General features: G+C 71.1%; 16 protein-coding genes and 1 riboswitch. Of the genes, 4 read left to right on the top strand and 12 right to left on the bottom strand.

Annotated features, from left to right (window positions below):
• Window positions 1-161: 161 nt before the first annotated feature.
• The gene (locus ACWD4G_RS02310) at window positions 162-2,030 is read left to right on the top strand and encodes an AAA family ATPase (protein ID WP_451290211.1); all 1,869 of its coding nucleotides are present in this window, start codon (window positions 162-164) and stop codon (window positions 2,028-2,030) included.
• A 348-nt stretch (window positions 2,031-2,378) separates the two neighbouring features.
• On the opposite strand, the gene ACWD4G_RS02305 is transcribed toward ACWD4G_RS02310, so the two are convergent.
• The 9 genes from ACWD4G_RS02305 to ACWD4G_RS02265 all read right to left on the bottom strand — a co-directional run bounded on the left by ACWD4G_RS02305 (window position 2,379) and on the right by ACWD4G_RS02265 (window position 9,880).
• Complete coding sequence (locus ACWD4G_RS02305) at window positions 2,379-3,467, bottom strand: hemolysin family protein (protein ID WP_451290210.1); 1,089 nt, start codon at window positions 3,465-3,467, stop codon at window positions 2,379-2,381.
• Window positions 3,464-4,807 (bottom strand): hemolysin family protein, encoded by a 1,344-nt coding sequence (locus ACWD4G_RS02300; protein WP_451290209.1) that lies wholly within the window; start codon window positions 4,805-4,807, stop codon window positions 3,464-3,466. The genes ACWD4G_RS02305 and ACWD4G_RS02300 overlap by 4 nt, the downstream gene beginning before the upstream one ends.
• 223 nt (window positions 4,808-5,030) lie before the next feature.
• Window positions 5,031-5,498: a PH domain-containing protein gene (locus tag ACWD4G_RS02295; RefSeq protein ID WP_451290207.1), complete on the bottom strand. Its 468-nt coding sequence runs from the start codon at window positions 5,496-5,498 to the stop codon at window positions 5,031-5,033.
• A 19-nt stretch (window positions 5,499-5,517) separates the two neighbouring features.
• Window positions 5,518-6,375, bottom strand: coding sequence for an ATP phosphoribosyltransferase (gene hisG, locus ACWD4G_RS02290; RefSeq protein WP_451290206.1), 858 nt, complete (start codon window positions 6,373-6,375; stop codon window positions 5,518-5,520).
• Window positions 6,376-6,481: 106 nt separating this feature from the next.
• Complete coding sequence (locus ACWD4G_RS02285; protein WP_451290205.1) at window positions 6,482-6,754, bottom strand: phosphoribosyl-ATP diphosphatase; 273 nt, start codon at window positions 6,752-6,754, stop codon at window positions 6,482-6,484.
• A gap of 33 nt (window positions 6,755-6,787) precedes the next feature.
• The gene (ribH, locus tag ACWD4G_RS02280; RefSeq protein ID WP_451290203.1) at window positions 6,788-7,273 is read right to left on the bottom strand and encodes a 6,7-dimethyl-8-ribityllumazine synthase; all 486 of its coding nucleotides are present in this window, start codon (window positions 7,271-7,273) and stop codon (window positions 6,788-6,790) included.
• A gap of 89 nt (window positions 7,274-7,362) precedes the next feature.
• Window positions 7,363-8,652: a bifunctional 3,4-dihydroxy-2-butanone-4-phosphate synthase/GTP cyclohydrolase II gene (locus ACWD4G_RS02275; RefSeq protein WP_451290202.1), complete on the bottom strand. Its 1,290-nt coding sequence runs from the start codon at window positions 8,650-8,652 to the stop codon at window positions 7,363-7,365.
• Window positions 8,649-9,281: a nicotinamide mononucleotide transporter family protein gene (locus ACWD4G_RS02270; RefSeq protein ID WP_451290201.1), complete on the bottom strand. Its 633-nt coding sequence runs from the start codon at window positions 9,279-9,281 to the stop codon at window positions 8,649-8,651. Before ACWD4G_RS02270 ends, ACWD4G_RS02275 begins: the two co-directional genes overlap by 4 nt.
• Window positions 9,278-9,880, bottom strand: a complete 603-nt coding sequence (locus tag ACWD4G_RS02265) for a riboflavin synthase (protein ID WP_451290200.1) — start codon at window positions 9,878-9,880, stop codon at window positions 9,278-9,280. Before ACWD4G_RS02265 ends, ACWD4G_RS02270 begins: the two co-directional genes overlap by 4 nt.
• Window positions 9,881-10,037: 157 nt before the next feature.
• Window positions 10,038-10,168: riboswitch (FMN riboswitch) on the bottom strand.
• Window positions 10,169-10,712: 544 nt separating this feature from the next.
• Here ACWD4G_RS02265 and ACWD4G_RS02260 point away from each other — a divergent pair.
• Complete coding sequence (locus ACWD4G_RS02260) at window positions 10,713-11,468, top strand: SDR family oxidoreductase (RefSeq protein WP_451290199.1); 756 nt, start codon at window positions 10,713-10,715, stop codon at window positions 11,466-11,468.
• A 108-nt stretch (window positions 11,469-11,576) separates the two neighbouring features.
• Here the strand turns inward: ACWD4G_RS02260 and ACWD4G_RS02255 are convergent, their stop codons facing one another.
• Window positions 11,577-12,926 (bottom strand): ROK family transcriptional regulator, encoded by a 1,350-nt coding sequence (locus ACWD4G_RS02255; protein WP_451290197.1) that lies wholly within the window; start codon window positions 12,924-12,926, stop codon window positions 11,577-11,579.
• A 211-nt stretch (window positions 12,927-13,137) separates the two neighbouring features.
• On the opposite strand from ACWD4G_RS02255, the gene ACWD4G_RS02250 reads away from it, so the two are divergent.
• Window positions 13,138-14,352, top strand: a complete 1,215-nt coding sequence (locus ACWD4G_RS02250) for an MFS transporter (protein ID WP_451290196.1) — start codon at window positions 13,138-13,140, stop codon at window positions 14,350-14,352.
• Here ACWD4G_RS02250 and ACWD4G_RS02245 read toward each other — a convergent pair.
• Complete coding sequence (locus tag ACWD4G_RS02245) at window positions 14,312-14,803, bottom strand: acyl-CoA thioesterase (RefSeq protein ID WP_451290195.1); 492 nt, start codon at window positions 14,801-14,803, stop codon at window positions 14,312-14,314. The two genes, ACWD4G_RS02250 and ACWD4G_RS02245, sit on opposite strands and share 41 nt — an antisense overlap.
• Window positions 14,804-14,985: 182 nt before the next feature.
• The gene (locus ACWD4G_RS02240) at window positions 14,986-16,155 is read right to left on the bottom strand and encodes a glycoside hydrolase family 6 protein (protein ID WP_451290287.1); all 1,170 of its coding nucleotides are present in this window, start codon (window positions 16,153-16,155) and stop codon (window positions 14,986-14,988) included.
• 287 nt (window positions 16,156-16,442) lie between these two features.
• On the opposite strand from ACWD4G_RS02240, the gene ACWD4G_RS02235 reads away from it, so the two are divergent.
• Complete coding sequence (locus tag ACWD4G_RS02235; protein ID WP_451290194.1) at window positions 16,443-17,144, top strand: DUF5995 family protein; 702 nt, start codon at window positions 16,443-16,445, stop codon at window positions 17,142-17,144.
• The last annotated feature ends 72 nt before the right edge of the window (window positions 17,145-17,216 follow it).

Below are 17,216 nucleotides of genomic sequence, written 5' to 3'. Positions count from 1 at the left end.
GGCGACCGACCCGCAGGTACGATGCCCTCGGTGCGACTCATCGGACGGTTGCGGAAACGCACCGACGCAACTCCCGTCCGCGGCACAGCGGTTCGACGAATGCTGCCGACGGGCACCGGCCCGTTCGGTTTCCAGCGGGGGCACGGTTTGTGGGGGACGTGATGGACTTCGGCTCGCGGGGCCCCGAGGCCCCGGCCGACCTCGCCTGGCTGCGAGGCGTGGACGCGTACACGATGGGCGCGTATCCACAGGCGGAGGAGGAGTTCCGCGCGGCGGTGCGGATGGACCCCGGCATGGCCGACGGCTGGCTGGGACTGCACGCGCTGCGCGTGGACACGACGACCGCGCTGCTCAGGATGTTCCGGCACCGGGAGCGCTTCGGGGAGCAGCGCACCCGGCATCGGCGCACCCTCAACTCCTGGTACTGGCTCGGCTGGTGGGTGCAGCCGGTGCTCGAAAGCCCGCGTGATCTGCTCCTCGCACACGCCTCGCACTGGCTGGACGGCCGCCATGTCCCCGAGCTGGACCGGGCGCTCGCCGGACTGCCGCCGGTCGACGCCGACCACCACGTCCGCTTTCTGCACGCCTGCCGCGCCTACCTCGTCAAGGACTGGGAGCAACTGGTCCGGCACACCGATCCCCTCCTCGACGATCCGCTGCTCGGCATCGAGGCGGGCCTGTTCGGGGGGATGGCCAGAGTCCGGCTGGAGACGTACGGGCAGGCCGAGCCGCTGCTGTCCGCCGCGCTGATGCGCTGCCGGAGCGAGCAGCCGCAGCGCAAGGAGCTGCGGTACTGGCTGGCGCGCGCCCATGAGGGCACCGGGCGCAGTGCCGCCGCGCTGCCGCTCTACCGTGCCGTGCACCGGGTCGACCCCGCCTTCATGGACACCTCCGCGCGGCTCGCCGCGATCGCCGAGGGCGACGGGTACGACGACTCGGCCGACTTCGCGGCGATCGCGCTCGGCGGGATGGGACAGGACGCCCTCGACGGGGCCGACGGGCTGGACCCGCTCTTCGACTCCGACGGGCGGGACGTGAAGCTGTCCGATCCCGGACTGCCTCCGCCGGGCGGGCTGCCGCCGGAGGCCGGTGACACGTTCGTACGGGCCAAATCCGTGCTGCCGGTGGACCCGCTGCCGCCCGGGCCCACCGATCCCGAGCTGCTGGAGGAGGCGATCGCCGAGCTGGAGCGGATGGTCGGGCTCGAACCGGTGAAACGGCAGGTCAAGGCACTGTCCGCACAGCTCAACATGGCTCGGTTGCGGGCCGGGCAGGGGTTACCTGTTCAGCCGCCGAAACGGCACTTCGTCTTCTCCGGGCCGTCCGGGACCGGCAAGACCACCGTCGCCCGAATACTGGGGCGGGTCTTCTACGCGCTCGGCCTGCTCGGTGGGGATCACCTCGTCGAGGCCCAGCGGGCGGATCTCGTGGGCGAATATCTCGGACAGACGGCTGTGAAGGCGAACGAGCTGATCGATTCCGCGATCGGGGGTGTTCTCTTCGTCGACGAGGCGTACTCGTTGTCCAACTCGGGATACGGGAAGGGCGATGCGTACGGGGACGAGGCGCTTCAGGTGCTGCTGAAGCGGGCCGAGGACAACCGGGATCATCTTGTGGTGATCCTCGCGGGGTATCCGGAGGGGATGGATCGGCTGCTGGCCGCGAATCCGGGGTTGTCCTCGCGCTTCACGACGCGCGTCGACTTTCCGTCGTATCGGCCGCTGGAGCTCACCGCCATCGGGGAAGTGCTCGCCGCCGAGAACGGGGATGTGTGGGACGAGGAGGCGCTGGAGGAGTTGCGGTCCATCGCCGGGCATGTCGTCGATCAGGGGTGGATCGACGAGTTGGGGAACGGGCGCTTCTTGCGGACGCTGTACGAGAAGAGCTGTGCGTATCGGGATCTGCGGCTTTCGGGGTATCCGACGGTTCCCACGCGGGATGATCTTTCGACGCTTCGGTTGCCTGATCTGATGCAGGCGTATGGGGAGGTGCTGTCGGGGAGGGGGCCTACGGGGCCTTCGGGGTTGTGAGATTGGGTGGCGGCGCGGTTTTCGCCCCCGCCGCCCCTACCCGTCCCGTCCCCAGGGGCTGCGCCCCTTCGACCCCCAGCGCCTTATAGCTCGGGTGATGTGGGTTGGTATGGCGGGTGCGGGTGGTGTGTGGTTGCTCGCGCCCACGCGGCGGAGCCGCAAATCGACATAGCCCCGCGCCCCTGAAAAGCAGGGGCTGCGCCCCCTTGCTTTTCGGCCCGCAGGGGCCGTGTCTTCAAGGGGCGCGGGGAACTGCGCGATCAGCCCCCACCCACCCGCAGACAAACGGCGGGGTCGAAGGGGCGCAGCCCCTGGTGGACGGGACGGGTAGGGGCGGCGGGGGCGGGATCAGCTGGCCAAGGCCTCCTCGGGGGTGTCGCTGGCCCGTGGCTCCGGCGCCCGGAGGGGGGATGGCTGCCGGTGGGCCGGGTCCCGGACCTCGCCCACCAGGAGTTCCAGGACGTCCTCCAGAGCGACCAGGCCGAGCACCTTGCCGGAGGCGTCCGCGACCTGGGCGAGATGGGTGGCCGCCCGCCGCATGACGCTCAGCGCGTCGTCCAGGGGGAGTTCCGCGCGGAGGGTGGTCATGGGGCGCCAGACCTGCTGGGGGACGGCCCGGTCGGAGTCCTCCACGTCCAGGACGTCCTTGACGTGGAGGTAGCGCCCCATGAAGGCGCCGGTCTCGGCGACGACCGGGAAGCGGGAGTATCCCGTACGGGCGGTCAGGGCGACGACCTGGGCGGGGGTGACCGTCGGGTCGACCGTCACCAGGGCGTCGCGCTTGAGCAGGACGTCCGTGACCGGGCGCGAGCCCAGCTCCAGGGCGTCCTCCAGCCGTTCCTGCTCCTCGGGGTCGAGAAGACCGGCCTGGCCGGAGTCCTCCACCAGACGGCCCAGTTGGACGCTGGTGAAAACCGCCTCGACCTCGTCCTTCGGCTCCACCCGGAAGAGCTTCAGGACCACACGGGCGCACGCACCCAGACCGATCGTCACCGGCTTGCACAGACGGGCGAAGGCGACGAGGGCGGGGCTGAGCCAGAGGGCCGTCTTCTCCGGGGCCGCCATCGCCAGGTTCTTCGGCAGCATCTCGCCGATCACGAGGTGGAGGAAGACCACGACGGCGAGGGCGATGACATAGCCCAGGGGGTGGATCATGCCGTGCGGGAGGTGGATGGCCTCGAAGACGGGTTCGAGGAGCTTGGCCACCGTCGGTTCGGCCACCGCGCCCAGGGTCAGTGAGCAGACCGTGATGCCGAACTGGGCGGCCGCCATCATCTGCGGCAGATTCTCCAGGCCGTAGAGGACCTGTCTCGACCGTGCCGTGCCCAGCGGTTCGATCTGGCTGCGGCGGACCGAGACCAGGGCGAACTCGGCGCCCACGAAGAAGCCGTTGGCGAGCACGAGGAGCAGGGCGAAGAGGAGTTGGAGCATGCTCATCGGGCGGCCTCCGCCACGGTGAGGGATTCCACGGCGGTGGCCGTCCTTACGAGGCGTACGCGCTCGGCCCGGTAGTGGCCGACCTGGCGGACCGCGAGGCGCCAGCCGGGGAGTTCGGCGCGGTCGCCGGGGGCGGGGATACGGCCGAGCAGGTCGGCGACGAGGCCCGCCACCGTCTCGTACGGGCCCTCGGGGACGTCGAGGCCTATGCGCTGGAGTACGTCGACCCGGCAGCTGCCGTCGACGTCCCAGGCGGGGCGGCCGTCCTCGGGCGGGGCGGCGGCCAGTTCGGGCAGGTCGTGCCCGTCGTGCTCGTCGCGGACCTCGCCGACCAGTTCCTCGACGATGTCCTCCAGGGTGACGACGCCGGCCGTGCCGCCGTACTCGTCGACGACGACCGCGATGGGCTGTTCGCTGCGCAGTCGGGCGAGGAGGGGCTGCACGGGCAGGGTCTCCGGGACGAGCAGCGGGGCCATCGAGATCCGGCCGACGGGGGTGTGCAGCCGGTCCTGGGCGGGGATCGCCAGGGCGTCCTTGAGGTGGACCATGCCAACGATCTCGTCGATCCGCTCCCGGTAGACGGGGAAGCGGGACAGTCCGGTGGCGCGGGTGAGGTTGACGACGTCCTCGGCGGTGGCGGAGGACTGCAGGGCGCTGACCTTGACGCGGGGCGTCATCACGTTCTCCGCGGTCAGGTCGCCGAGCGAGAGGGTGCGGACGAAGAGGTCGGCGGTGTCCTGTTCCAGGGCGCCGGCCTGGGCGGAGTGGCGGGCCAGGGAGACCAGCTCGCCCGGGGTGCGGGCGGAGGCCAGCTCGTCCTTGGGCTCCACTCCGAAGGCGCGGACCAGCCGGTTGGCGACCGCGTTGAGCGCGGCGATGACCGGGCGGAAGAGTCGGGAGAAGACATGCTGGGGGCCGGCGACGAAGCGCGCGACCTGCATCGGCTTGGACACCGCCCAGTTCTTGGGGACCAGTTCGCCGATCACCATCTGCACGGCGGAGGCCAGCAGCATGCCGACGACCACGGACACTCCGGAAACGGCACCTTCGGGTATGCCGATGGCGGTGAAGGGGCCGTGGAGTATCTCCGCGAGCGCCGGTTCGGCGAGCATGCCGACGACCAGGGAGGTGATGGTGATGCCGAGTTGGGTGCCGGAGAGCTGGAACGACAGCTCCTTGAGCGCGCCCACGACCTTGTGGGCCCGGCGGTCGCCCTCGGCCGCGGCCTTCTCGGCCTCCGGGCGCTCGACGGTCACGAGGCCGAACTCGGCCGCCACGAAGAAGCCGTTGGCGAGGATCAGGAGGAACGCCGCCGCGAGGAGCAGCAGGGGGATGGTCATGCCGCCGCCTCGGTATGTCCGGAGGGGGCGGCGCAGGTACTACAGGACGATCCGTCCATCGCTGGAGGGAGTCACTCCTCGAATAGCAGGGGGCCACGGAAGCGCCGTGTGCGGCACAACAGTGGCGGAGGCGCAACGAAACGCCTCCGCCAACAGATTAATCAAGACATGGGCCGGTGCGGCAGGGGCGACGGCCCTGAGTCGTCCCCGATCTTGCCCGGGGTCATCCCCGATGCTGTTCGGGTTCGGCCGCCGAGTGGGCCTCGACCAGGGCGCGCAGGGTCTGGGCGTCGGCGATGGCGCGCTGCTTGGCGATGCCCGGCTGGATGCCGAGGGCGGGCAGGCTGGTGCCGTCGGTGAGGTCGAGGAAGACCCAGGGGTCCCCGACGCGCAGGTTCACCTGGACGATCTCGGCCCACGCCAACCTCCGCCGCCCCGCGATGTTCACCACGGTGACCCCACAGTCCTCGGCGACCACCTTGGGCCGGGCGAGCAGGCACAGCACCCCGGCGAGCAGGGCGCCGGTGAACACGAAGCTGAGCCGCTCCCCCGGGCCGAGCGTCGGCAGCAGCATCGCGATCACCGTGATGACCACGAAGATCACGACGGCGGCCGTGAGCAGCACGGCCCGGGTGCGGCCCGGCCGAAAAGTGACGGGCAGCGCGGGGAGGGAGGAGGGCTGGTCCGGCATGGCGTACGGCTCCCCCACCTCAGAGGCGGCAGGCGTGGATGGCCGTGGTGAGGATGGCGCGGGCGCCGATGTCGTAGAGGTCGTCCATGATCCGCTGGGCCTCCTTGGCCGGGACCATGGCGCGTACGGCGACCCAGCCCTCGTTGTGCAGCGGTGAGACGGTCGGGGACTCCAGGCCCGGGGTGAGGGCGACGGCCTTCTCCAACTGCTCGACGCGGCAGTCGTAGTCCATCATCACGTAGGTGCGGGCCACGAGGACGCCCTGGAGGCGGCGCAGGAACTGCTGCACCTTGGGCTCGTTCTCGCTGGAGGTGTCCGCGCCGACGCGGCGGATGACGATGGCCTCGGACTTCATGATGGGCTCGCCGATGACCTCCAGGCCCGCGTTGCGCAGGGAGGTGCCGGTCTCGACGACGTCGGCGATGACCTCGGCGACGCCCAGTTCGATGGCGGTCTCCACGGCGCCGTCGAGGTGGACGACGGAGGCGTCGATGCCGTTGTCGGCGAGGTGCTTGGCGACGATGCCCTCGTAGGATGTGGCGACCGTCATGCCGTTGAGGTCCTCCACGCCGTTCGCCGTGCCGGGCTTGGTGGCGTAGCGGAAGGTGGAGCCGGCGAAGCCGAGCGGCAGGATCTCCTCGGCGGAGGCGCCGGAGTCGATCAGCAGGTCGCGGCCGGTGATACCGATGTCGAGGCGGCCGGAGGAGACGTAGATCGCGATGTCGCGGGGGCGGAGGTAGAAGAACTCGACCTCGTTCGCCGGGTCGACGATCCGCAGTTCCTTGGACTCCCGGCGCTGCTGGTAGCCGGCCTCATGCAGCATCTCCCCCGCAGGGCCGGACAGGGAACCCTTGTTGGGGATGGCGATCCGCAGCATGAGGCGAGCTTCCTTCGTTTCGTGAGTACGGACGTACCGTGAGTACGGATGTACGGAGTTGGGTGCGGGTGACGGCTCGGCAGGCGACCGCTCGGCGGCGGGCGGCTCAGAGGTGGGCGTAGACGTCGTCCAGGGAGATGCCACGGGCGACCATCATCACCTGGACGTGATACAGCAGCTGCGAGATCTCCTCGGCGGCGGCTTCCTTGCCCTCGTACTCGGCGGCCATCCAGACCTCGGCGGCCTCCTCGACGACCTTCTTGCCGATGGCATGGACGCCCTTCTCGACCAGTTCGGCGGTGCGGGACGTGGCGGGGTCGCCGTGGGCGGCCTTCTGCTGGAGCTCGGTGAACAGCTCCTCGAACGTCTTATTCGACATGGTGTGCTCAGGCTAGCCCACATACCGGTTTCGTCACCGCCAGGGTTCGGATACTGAGCGGAGGGTGGCCGCGGTCGCCACGGCCGCCGTCACCGCCTCGTGGCCCTTGTCCTCGGTGGAGCCCTCGATGCCCGCGCGGTCCAGGGCCTGTTCCTCGGTGTCGCAGGTCAGCACGCCGAAGCCGACGGGGACGCCGGTGTCGACGGAGACCTGGGTGAGGCCCTGGGTGACTCCCTGGCACACGAAGTCGAAGTGGGGGGTGCCGCCCCGGATGACGACGCCGAGGGCGACGATGGCGTCGTAGCCGCGGCCCGCGAGGACCTTGGCGACGACCGGGAGCTCCCAGCTGCCGGGGACCCTGAGGAGGGTCGGCTCGTCGATGCCCAGATCGCGCAGCGCGCGCAGGGCGCCCTCGACGAGGCCGTCCATCACCTTCTCGTGCCACTGGGCCGCGATGACCGCGACGCGCAGATCGCCGACGTTGCTCACGGTCAGTTCGGGTGCGCCCTTGCCGCTCACGTTGCTCCTTGGTTCATGGGAGTCGTACGAGGGGGTCGCCGACTCGTCTGTGCTGATCTTGCCGTTGGTGCTGTGGGTTGCCGCTGGTGTTACTGGTTGCCGCAGGTGGACGTGGTGGTCGTGTCCAGCCAGGGCAGGTCATGGCCCATCCGGTCGCGCTTGGTGCGCAGATAGCGGAGGTTGTGCTCGCCCGCGCCGATCGGCATCGGCAGCCGGGCGGTGACCGTGAGGCCGTGGTGGACGAGGGCGTCGGTCTTCTCGGGGTTGTTGGTCAGCAGCCGCACACTGTGGACGCCGAGGTCCTTGAGGATCTGGGCGCCGGCGCCGTAGTCGCGGGCGTCGGCGGGCAGGCCCAGCTCCAGGTTGGCGTCGAGGGTGTCCCGGCCGCGCTCCTGGAGTTCGTAGGCGCGCAGCTTGGACAGCAGGCCGATGCCGCGTCCCTCGTGGCCGCGGAGGTAGACGACGACACCTCGGCCCTCGGTGGCGATGCGCTCCATGGCGGCTTCCAGCTGGGGGCCGCAGTCGCAGCGCAGGGAGTGGAAGACATCGCCGGTGAGGCATTCGGAGTGGACGCGGACGACTACGTCCTCGCCGTCGCCGATCTCGCCGTGGACGAGGGCGACGTGCTCGACGCCGTCGACCGTGGAGCGGTAGCCGTAGGCGGTGAAGTCACCGAAGGCGGTGGGGAGTTGGGTGCGGGCCTCGCGCTTGACGGTGGGCTCGGAGCTGCGGCGGTAGGCGATCAGGTCCTCGATGGAGATGATCGTCAGGCCGTGCTTGCGGGCGAACGGGATCAGTTCGGGCAGGCGCAGCATCCGGCCGTCCTCGCCGGCGATCTCGACGATGGCGCCGGCCGGGCGCAGGCCCGCGAGGCGGGCGAGGTCGACGGCGGCCTCGGTGTGGCCGTCGCGCACGAGGACGCCGCCGGTGCGGGCGCGCAGCGGGAAGATGTGGCCGGGGCGCACGAAGTCGGTGGGCCGGGCCGTGCCGCTCGCCAGAAGCTGGAGGGTGGTGGCGCGGTCGGAGGCGGAGATGCCGGTGGTGACGCCGTGCTCGGGGCCCGCGTCGACGGTGATGGTGAACGCGGTGCGCATGGACTCGGTGTTCTGCTGCACCATCTGCGGCAGTTCGAGCCGGTCGAGTTCGTCGCCCTCCATGGGGGCGCAGATCATGCCCCGGCACTCGCTCATCATGAACGCGACGATCTCGGGGGTGGCCTTCTCGGCGGCGATGACGAGGTCGCCCTCGTTCTCGCGGTTCTCGTCGTCGACGACCACGACGGGGCGCCCGGCGGCGATGTCGGCGATGGCCTGTTCGACCGGGTCGAGGGTGAAGTCCTCGATGGCGTCGAGGGCGTGGAGGGCGGGCGCCGTGGTCATGCCGGGGCTCCTTCCAGGGCGGGCTTGCGGGAGCGCAGCCACCAGTCGCGCATGCCCCACAGGACGAGCGCGCCGTAGATGATGTAGACGAAACCGGAGAAGGCGTAGCCGCCTGCGAAGTTGAGCGGGACGCCCACGAGGTCGACCAGCAGCCAGGCGAACCAGAACTCGACCATGCCGCGCGCCTGGGCGTACATGGCGACGATGGTGCCGGTGAAGATGTACGCGTCCGGCCAGGGGTCCCAGGACAGGGACGGGACGGCGGTGAAGAGGCCGCCGACCGCGAGGGTGCCGAGGGCGGCGCCGGCGATCAGGTAGCCGCGCTCGCGCCAGGTGGCGAAGCGCGGGGCGATGGCGCCGTCGGCCGACTGCCCCTTGCCGCGGTTCCACTGCCACCAGCCGTATGCGGCGACGGCCATGACGATGACCTGCTTGCCGGCGCTGCCCGTCAGATGGCCGACGAAGGCGCCGAAGAGGATGAGCCCGGAGAGGAACTGGACGGGCCAGTTCCACAGGGAGCGGATCGCGCCGAGCGCGAGGGCGATCAGGCCGAGGATGTTGCCGATCATGTCCGACCAGAGGATCTGCTGGCCGAAGGCGGTGAAGGCGACGGAGTTGAGGGAGTTCACTTCCCCGCCCCCTGGTTGCCCAGCAGTCGCTCGACGTACTTGGCGATGACGTCGACCTCCAGGTTGACCGGGTCGCCGGGCTGCTTGCGGCCGAGGGTGGTCAGGTCGAGGGTGGTGGGGATGAGGCTGACGGTGAAGTGGTCGGGGCCGGCGTCGACGACGGTGAGGCTGATGCCGTCGACGGTGATGGAGCCCTTCTCGACGACGTAACGGGTGAGGTCGGCCGGGAGCGAGATCTTGACGATCTCCCAGTTCTCGGACGGCTTGCGCTCGATGACCTCGCCGGTGCCGTCGACATGGCCCTGCACGATGTGTCCGCCGAGGCGCTCGCCGACGGCCATGGGGCGCTCCAGGTTGACGCGGGAGCCGACCGTGAGGGCGCCGAGGCTGGAGCGTTCGAGGGTCTCCGCCATGACGTCGGCGGTGAACCAGTCGTCCTCGTGCTCCACGACGGTGAGACAGACGCCGTTGACGGCGATGGAGTCGCCGTGGCGCGCGCCCTCGGTGACGACGGGGCCACGCAGACGGAAGCGGGAGGAGTCGCCGAGACTCTCGACGGCGGTGACCTCACCCAGCTCTTCGACGATTCCGGTGAACACTTCCCGGGTCCTCCTGCCTCGTATGGGCACGGACTCCGGGGCTGTCGAAGACGACAGACTTCAGCGGACTGCGGCACCGGGAACGTCGCCGCGTAGCGGACCCACCTCGTGCGAGGTGGACCGAGAACTGACGGCGGCGCGCACGCATGCCCGCCCGCCGCGCACTGCCTCCCATCCGGACTTTAACCGTCGGTCCAGGAATTTCACCTGGTCAACCGGCCGCTGGAAGCGACCGGGTCGCGGACTGTAACCGCCGGTTCGGACTTTCACCGACCCCGGAGTGCGCTGCTTCTGGTACAGGGCCAGTGTGCCACGCCCGAAAGGCACCCATGCGGGTGAATGCTGTGGGGTGGCTCACAGGGAGCGGCGCGGGCCCTCCGGTGCGGGCGGTTCCTCCACGAGCGGTTCTTCCCGTCGCCATGGCTGACCATGAGTCAACTCCCGCTCCGGCGGCCCCTCTCGACACACCTCCGCCCTCTCACCCGATACATGCGTAACCCATTGACCGGCCTGGTCTAGTCCTTTTAGGGTCTGCGAGCGCGGTTCCGCAGCACGGCACCCGCCCGAAGCGACCCGGTGGCGGTGACGACGGCCCTTGCCCCGCCGCCGGGTCCTCCCGGGGCGACGGAGATGCGGCCGCCGATGAACCCGGACACGCTGGAACGGGTGGGGCGACGAACGGCCGACGGGTGACCCTTCGCCCGCTGCCGCTCCCCCACCGTTCGTCATACAACCGTGGGACACCGCATGTCACATATCCGCCGGAGCGCCCCGTCGTACCTGTGCGGGCGTTCCAGCGGGGAGCGTCCGGCGCGCGAAGGAGATGGACAGCATGACCACGATCCTGGTGACCGGCGGCACCGGTGTTCTCGGCCGGCTCGTCACCGAGCGGTTGCGGGCGGCGGGGCACGAGGTGCGGGTGCTCAGCCGGCACTCCCAGCCGTACGCCGTCGATCTGATCGCGGGCGGGAGCGGGCTGGAGGCGGCCGTGGCGGGGGTGGACACGATCGTGCACTGCGCGACCACGCCGCGTGGGGGCGACGAGGTGGCCGCCGGCAATCTGATCGCGGCGGCGCGGCGGGCCGGGGTGCGGCATCTGGTCTATATCTCGATCGTCGGTGTGGACCGCGTGCCGTACTTCTACTACCGGTCCAAGCTGGCCACCGAACGGCTGATCGAGAAGTCGGGGCTGGGCTGGACGATTCTGCGGGCGACCCAGTTCCACGATCTGCTGGTGATGCTCTTCCAGATCCTGTCCAAGCCGCCGGTCATGATGGTCCCGGCCGGCGTTCGGGACCAGCCGATCGCCGCCGCCGAGGTCGCCGACCGGCTGGCCGAACTGGCGGTGGGCGCCCCCGCCGGGCGCGTGGACGACATGGGCGGACCCGAGGTGCTGACCTTCGCCGAGCTGGCGCGGGAGTATCTGGCGGCCACCGGTCGCCGCCGCCGAGTGCTGGACGTTCCGCTGTTCGGCAAGGCGTATCGGGGGTTCACGGCCGGCGGGCATCTGGCGCCGGGGCGGGCCGTGGGGAAGGTGACGTTCGAGGAGCACTTGGCGGAGCGGTTCGGGGCGTCGCGGGTGGGGTGAGCGGGTTGAGGTGGGGGCAGGCGGGGTGAGCGGGTTGGGGTGATGTGGGGTGTGCGCTGGGACCGTCAGCGCGCGCTACCCCTCCCGGGGCGCACTCCGACCGCCGCGCTACCGCCCCGGCGGCGCGAACAGCTCGTCCTGCGCCGTGTTTCTCGCCATGAGCAGCGCGCCGCGCAGTACGGCCGCGCCGCCGAGCGTGCTCGACCGGACCTCGGTCGGCAGCGGTGACAGGGCGGCAAGGCGTGTCTCGACGCGGGCGGCGAGGACATCACCGCCTGCCTGCCCCAGCTCGCCGCCGAGCACCACGCACCCGGGGTCGAGGATGGCGACGACGGAGGCCACGCCCACGGCGATCCGGTCGGCGAGGGCGTCCAGGAAGCCGGAGTCGCGCCCCACCGAGGAGCCGGGCTCCGCCAAGGAGCCGCGCTCCGCCGAAGAGCCGCGCTCCGCCAAGGAGCCGCGCTCGCCGACACCGCCGCCGCCCTGTTCGCCCGTCGAAGCGATCAGCCCGTCCCCGGAGTGGGGCGCCCCGCACACCGGGCGCCCCTTTCCCGCCGAAACGCCCTCGACCGCCGCCCGCACCAAGCTCGCCGCAGTCGGCGCGTACCCCTCTCCCCCGGCCCCGATCACTCCGTGCCGCTCGGCCAGCGCCACCACGGCCGCTCCACCCGCGAGGGAGTGGAAGCCGCCCTCGCAACCGGCGGCCGAGGGGAGGCCGGCCGTGCCGGGGACGGGAAGGAAGCCGATCTCGCCGGTGCCTCCGGAGGCGCCCCGGCGCAGATGGCCGTCGAGGACGACGGCGGCGCCGGTGCCGAGGCCGAGCCAGAGGAGGACGAAGGTGTCGCGGTCGTGGGCGGCGCCGTCGCGCTGTTCGGCGAGGGCGGCGAGGTTGGTCTCGTTCTCGACGAGGACCCGGGCGGGGAGGCGTTCGCCCAGGGCGGCGACCAGACGGCGGTGCCATTCGGGCAGACCGCTGGAGTCGCGGAGTTCGCCGCTGACCGGGTCGATCAGTCCGGGGGCGCCGATGCCGATGGTGTGCAGCCGGTCGGCGCCCGCCTCCTTCGCGGCGCGCTCCACCAGGCCGACCGCCAGCTCCACCGCGGGTCCCGTTCCGGTGCCGTCGGCGATCGGGACGGACGCCCGCGCCAGCTCCGTACCGAGCAGATCGGCGACGACGACGGTGACCCCTTCGGTGCGTACGTCGAGTGCGGCCAGATGGGCGCGGTCGGCGACGATGCCGTAGAGACGGGCGTTCGGGCCCCGCCGCTGCTCCCCCGACTCCCCCACGACCGCGATCAGCCCGGCCCCGGTCAGGCGCTCCACGAGGTCGGCGACCGTGGGCCGGGACAGTCCGGTGAGCTGCTTCAACTGCCCCGCCGTGAGCGGCCCTTCCTCCTGCAGCAGCCGCAGGGCGAGCCGGTCGTTGATGGCCCGGGCGGTGCTGGGTGATGCGGGCATGCCGAAATCCTCCCAGATCGGCGACGGTGGACGGACAGTGGCTCCAGGGGTTCGGAGTCGGTCTGTACCCACCCGCCCATCTATCTATCAGGCAGGGTCCCTGATAGTTTACGGGACGGCGATGGCCAGGGCGGATACCCGGACCTCGGGAACCGTACGCCGGGCAGGAACCGGACATCGGGCGGGAACCGGACATCGGGAAGGGGTCAGAATGAGTTCAGTGGGCGTCGACGAGCTGAGTGAGGTGCGGCGGGCACGGTACGCCGTGGCCGCCGTGTTCGCCGTGCACGGCGCGGTCACCGGCTCCTTCGCGACCCGGGTGCCCTGGATTCAGGACCATGCCGAGGTCAGCGCGGGCCAACTGGGGCTGGCGCTCGCCTTCCCGGCGATCGGCGCCTCCGTGGCCATGCCGCTCGCGGGCTGGATCAGTCATCGCTACGGCGCCCGTACGGCGATGCGCGGACTGCTCTCGATGTGGACGCTCGCGCTGATCCTGCCGTCCCTCGCGCCGAACCTGTGGACGCTCTGCCTCGCGCTCTTCGTGTACGGCGCGTCCGCGGGCATGGCGGACGTCGCGATGAACGCGCTCGGCGTCGAGGTCGAGAACCGTCTCCACCGTTCGATCATGTCGGGGCTGCACGGTATGTGGAGCGCGGGTGCCCTCGTCGGCTCGGCGGCCGGCACGCTCGCCGCGCACCTCGGTTCGGACGCCCGGCTGCACCACGCGCTGGCGGCGGCCTCGCTCACCGCGCTCGGGCTGGTCGCCTGTCAGTGGGTGCTGGACCTGAGGCCCACCGAGGACGAGGAGCCGCCGCCCCGGTTCGCGCTGCCGCCGAGGTCGGCGCTGCTGATCGGCGCGGTCGGGTTCTGCGCGGTGTTCGCGGAGGGGGCGGCGCTGGACTGGTCGGCGGTCTATCTGCGGGACGAGCTGGCGACCTCCGCGGGGCTCGCGGCGGCCTGCACCACCGGCTTCATGCTGACCATGGCGGTGGCCCGGCTCACCGGCGACTGGGTGGTCAACCGTTACGGCGCGGTCCGTACGGTACGGACCAGCGGTGCTTTCGCGGCGCTCGGCGGTGTCCTCATCGTCGTCGCGAACCACCCGGCGGTCGCGATGGCCGGCTTCGCCCTGATGGGCCTCGGTATCGCAGTGGTCGTACCGCTCTGCTTCGCCGCCGCCGGACACAGTGGGCCGAACCCCAGCCAGGCCATCGCGGGCGTCGCCACCATCACCTACACCTCGGGCCTCATCGCGCCAAGCGCGATCGGCGGTCTGGCGCAGCTGACCAGCCTGGTGGTGTCGTTCGGCCTGGTGACGCTGCTGGCGTGCGGGCTCGTCGTCTTCGCTGGTGTGCTGCGCGCCGGTGAGCGGAACCGGCCGAAGATCAGTCGGCCGGACGCAGCAGTTCCCGACCCAAGGCCCTGAACCGCTCGCTCCAGGCGGTCGGCCGCAGGGTGGTGGCGTCCATCCGTACGAGTACGCGGGTGCCCTGCGCGTAGGTCACCGTGCCGTCGGTCGAGCAGAAGCGGAAGCCGTACGTCAGACCGGTGGTGCCGAGCCGCTCCAGCCACACGTGGACGGCGTAGGCGCCCGGCTTGACGACGGGTGCCTCGTAGCCGATCCGCAGTTCCTTGACGACGTTGCAGAAGTCGCCGGCCGCCACCCAGTCGCCGTCGAAGCCGTAGCCCTGCTCCCGCCAGTACTCGGTCCAGGCCCGCTCGACCATCACCGGGTAGCGGGCGTTGTGCAGCATGCCGAGCGCGTCCAGGTCGTCGAAGTGCACGGTGACGGGGACGAGCCGGCCGTACGGGACGGAGACGGTGGGAACCGTGGGGACTGCGGGGACGACGGGGGCTGCGGGAGCTTCGGCGGTCACGGGTGGTGCTCCTGGGAACGGTCGAGCGCGGACCCGACCATGGTAAGCAGCCGCTCAGTGGCATATGCACGGACCACCGGGCCGCGCTCCTTGGCCCCTCACCGAGCCCCGCGCCCCCTGGCCCCTCACCGAGCCCGCGCCCCCGGCGTCTCACCGAGTCCAGCCTCTCCCGATGAACCCCCTCACCCCTTCGCCAGCTCATACGCGTACCCCGGTGAGAAGGCCCCCGCCTTCCCCCGGCAGCCGTCCGACTCGCCCGGCAGCTTCACCCACAGATAGCCGTCGATGCGGGGCTCGCCCGTCGTGAGGGTCGGGGCCTCGCCGATGCCCCGGCCGGTGGGGTCGCACCAGGCGCCGTCGGACGGGGCGCCGTTGCCGTTGCGGCTGGTGTCGACGACGGCGCCGAGGCTCTCCGGGGCGTTCATGGCCTCCAGGACCTCGCGGGTGTAGGCGACCTCGGCCTCCGTGGGGTTGAAGTTGGAGACGTTGCTGAAGATGCCGTCGGAGGTCTCGGGCGAGGCGGCGCCGGCCAGGCGGAGCAGGGTGGCCTGCTTCTGTGGGGTGTTCCACTCCGAGTGCCCGGCGTCGTAGTAGACACGTGCCTCGGGGTTGGCCTTCTTCATGACGCGGCCGGCACGGACGAGTGAGGTGAGGCGGTCGGCGCGGGCATCGGCGGAGAGACAGTCGGACTGGGCGATCGCGTCCGGCTCCAGGATGACGATGACCTCGTCGGAGCCGAGCCCGGCGGCGAAGGCGTCGATCCAGGCGTCGTACGCGTCCAGGTCGGCCGCCCCGCCCTGCGAGGCCCCGCCGCAGTCGCGGTCCGGGATCGCGTAGGCCACGAGGACCGGCACCCGGCCCTGCTCGGCACCGCCGGAGACGACCTTCGCGACCTGGGAAGTGACGGTCGACGGCGTCGGGTCGGTGAACCAGACGGCGGCCGGACGGTCGCCGATCCGGGACTCGATGACGGCGCTGCGCGGGTCGTCGGGGTTGTCGCGGACCCAGTCGAGGACCTGGGACTCGGGGTGGCGGTAGAGCCGGGCGGAGTCGTCGGACCCGGACTGGCTGCCCTCCTCGGTCTGCTCCGACTCATCCGACTCCTCCGACTCCTCCGGCTTCTCGGGCGAAGGCTTCGCGCCGGCCTTCCGCGAGGGATCGGGGGCTTGGGACGGCGAGGCCGGCTCCCCTGTCGGCGAGGGCTCCGGTGTCGGCACGGCCGGATGCGACGGGAGGCCGGTCGAGCTGCTGACCGGCGGTTTCGCCGTGCCGCCGCCCTCCTCGCTGCCGAAGGCGGCCACCATCCCGCTGACGGTGGCGACGACACCCGCGGTCGCCGCGGCCACCAGCAGGGCCTTGCGCCTCATCCCCCGCCTGCGCTCGGCTCGGCGTGCGGCCAGCCTCTGGGCGCGTAAGCCTGACACGTGGTGCTCCCCCCTGCTCCCGGACCGAGGCCTTCTCGTCCGCCGGTGCTTCTGCCCGTACCCGTGCCGTACTCGTGACGTGTTCGTGCCCCACCTATGCCGTGCTCGTGCCGCTGCTCATACGGCGCTTCCCGTCACGCGCGCGTTACCCCGATCCGGGGAAGCGCCGGGCACGGCGGCGCCGGTGTCAGCCTAGGACTGGGACCCTGCCCCCTATGGCGCAGTTGGAACATTTCACCAATTCCATGGAATCGGTAGACACTTCCCCCGACTCGGTGGACACCGTGATCCTCCGTATGCGTGCCCTCGATACGGCCCTGCCCGCGCGGGACGGGGTCGCGGTCTTCAACCGCGTCTACCTCGCCGTCACGGAGGCCGTCGACCGATGTCTGGACGCCGGTCGCTTCCCGGACGCCGAGGCCGCGACCACTTTGGACGTGCTGTTCGCCGAGCGCTATCTGAGGGTGGCCGAGCAAGGGCGCGGGCCCGCGTGCTGGCGACCCCTGCTCCAGTTCCGGCACCATCCCGGCGTACGTCCGCTGCAGTTCGCGCTCGCGGGCATCAATGCGCATATCGGGCACGATCTCGCGCTGGCGGTCGTGGACACCTGTCGTACGCTCGGCTGCGAACCCGCCGATCTGGAGGACGAGTTCGAGCTTGTCGGCGACCTCCTCGTCTCGCTGGAGGAGGGCATCCGCGAGGAGCTGATGCCGGGCCCCGATCTCCTCCAGATCGCCGATCCGCTCACCCATCTGCTGGGCTCGTGGAGCCTGGAGCGGGCCCGCGAAGCCGCCTGGTCGGCGGCCCGTGCCCTCTGGGCGCTGCGCGAACTGCCGGATCTCGCCGAGGAGTTCGCCGACCGTCTGGACGCCGCCGTGGGCCTGGCGAGCCGCATGCTGCTGACGCCGCTGGAGTGACCGTGGCCACGGTCACGTGCGCACCTCTCTCGAACTCCCTTGTGAACGTTATACGTTCAACTTGAAAAGATC

The organism is Streptomyces sp. NPDC002643 (assembly GCF_053592555.1).
Note: the sequence above shows the minus strand (reverse complement) of the source record. Positions and strands in the feature narration are given on the sequence as shown.